Origin of the sequence: Actinomyces polynesiensis (assembly GCF_000820725.1) — a bacterium.
Classification (GTDB): domain Bacteria; phylum Actinomycetota; class Actinomycetes; order Actinomycetales; family Actinomycetaceae; genus Pauljensenia; species Pauljensenia polynesiensis.
Map to the genome: position 1 here is coordinate 1 of NZ_CCXH01000122.1, position 2,055 is coordinate 2,055.

At 70.9% G+C, this 2,055-nt stretch carries 1 protein-coding gene and 1 pseudogene; both read right to left on the reverse strand.

Annotated features, from left to right (window positions below; all coding sequences use genetic code 11):
* A partial coding sequence (locus TA90_RS05810; protein ID WP_043535070.1) for an AMP-dependent synthetase/ligase occupies positions 1–1,546 on the reverse strand: 1,546 nt, incomplete at its 3' end.
* Positions 1,547–1,635: 89 nt separating this feature from the next.
* Positions 1,636–2,055 (reverse strand): annotated as a pseudogene (locus TA90_RS05815) (long-chain fatty acid--CoA ligase); the annotation flags it as partial.

Here is a 2,055-nt window from a genome sequence, read left to right on the forward strand (position 1 = left end):
GGAGGGCGTCCTCGAGGACCTCCGGGGACACGTTCTTCCCACCGGCGGTCACGATGAGCTCCTTCTTGCGGCCCGTGATCCGCAGGTGCCCGGTGTCGTCGATGCTCGCGAGGTCACCCGTGACGAACCACCCGTCGCGGAACGAGCGGGCCGTCTCCTCGGGGAGGTTGTGGTAGCCGGAGGTCACCGAGACGCCCTGCAGGAGCAGCTCACCGTCGTCCGCCACCTTGATCCGGTTGCCCGGCCACACGAACCCGACGGAGTCCGGGGGGTTGTCACCGGGGATCTCCACGGTGATGGGCCCCGTGGTCTCCGACAGTCCGTAGCCCTGCAGGAGTGTGATGCCGATGCCGCGGTAGAAGTTCGCGAGGTCGAGGGCGAGGGGCGCGCCCCCGCAGATCACCGTCTCCAGGTTCGTCCCGAGCACCGCGCGCACCTTGGACAGGGCGAGCACGTCGGCGAGCCGGTGGCGGGCGCGCAGGGAGAACGCCGGCCCCGGTGAGGGTTCGGAGGTGAAGTCCGGCACGCGGGAGGTGTCCGCCACGGGCACGTCCTGTCCGGGAGGGGTGACCCCGCCCGACCCGGCGTAGGCGGTGGCCCGGGAGTACTCGCGCGCCTGCTTCGCCGACCAGGAGAACACCGTGCGTGCGAAGCCGCTCCCGGCCTTGGCGGATGCCAGGTTGTAGACCTTCTCCAGGACCCGGGGGACAGCGAGGAGCATGGTCGGGCGGAAGGTCGCGATGTCGGAGACGAGGTTCTTCGTGTCCGGTGCGAAGGCGACGCGTCCCTGACCGGTCAGGAGTGCGTACATGACGAAGCGCGCGAGGACGTGGGCGACTGGCAGGAAGAGGAGGGACCGCGAACGGGGGTCGTTGATGAGGGCCGGCAGGAAGTCGTAGGCCTGGACGAAGCTCTCGATGAAGTTCGCGTGGGTGAGCTCGACCCCCTTCGGCACCCCCGTGGTTCCCGAGGTGTAGATGATGGTGGCCACGTCGTGGAGGCCCACGGCCTCGGTGCGCTCCTCGACGTCCACGGGCGCGACCGAGCGGGAGGCCCGGGAGACCTCGGCCTCGGCACCCCGGTCCAGGGAGAGGATCCGGCGGAGGTCCGGGGTCCTCACGGACTCCACCAGGTCGGCCTGCTGGGAGGTGGCCGTGAAGACGAGGACGATTCCCGCGTCGTCGAGGATGTGGTGGATCTGGGCCGCGGAATCGGTCTCGTAGATCGGGACCGTCACGGCGCCGCAGGACAGGGCCGCGGCGTCGAGCACCGCCCACTCGTAGGACGTGGGCGCGAGGATCGCGAGGTGCTCACCGGACCGGAGGCCCATCCCGATGAGCCCACGCGCGGTGTCCTCGACGGTGCGGAGGAACTCCTCGATGGTCACGGGCCGCCAGGAGCCGACATCCGTGCGTCTCTCGATGGCCACCTGGCCCGGGTGCTCACGGGCACGCCTGGCGAGCATCTTGGGCAGGTTCATCGTGGGGTCCACCTCGACGGGGGCCGTGTTCTCCCACGAACCGTCCTCCAGCCTGCGCATGGGCATGGGTCTCCGCCTTCCTGCCGCTGGGGCGGCGTGGTCACTGCCCGCCACTCTACCCGGGGCGGGAGGCGCTCCCTCCCGGACCCACCGTGTCAGTCCCGGTGGCGCCGACGCCGGCGGCCGGAGGCCTCCCGGTTCTCCGCCGCGACCTTCTCGGCCTCGCCCTCGGAGTAGAGGGCGTCGACCTCGTCGGCGAAGTCGTGGAGGACCTTCGAGCGCCGCAGCTTGAGGGAGGGGGTGAGGTAGCCGTTCTCCACGGTGAAGGCCGCGTCCACGATCCGGAAGCGTCGGATGGACTCCGCGCGGGAGACCTGCCGGTTGGCGCGGTCGATGGCCCGTTGCAGGGAGGCGCGGACCTCGGGGAGGTCGGCGGCGGTCGCCGGGTCGACGACCTCCAACCCGTGGGACCGCAGCCAGTCGGGGAGCATCTCGGGGTCCAGGGTGATGAGCGCACCGATGTAGGGACGCCCGTCGCCCACGACGACCACGTGGCTGATGAGCGGGTGCGTCTG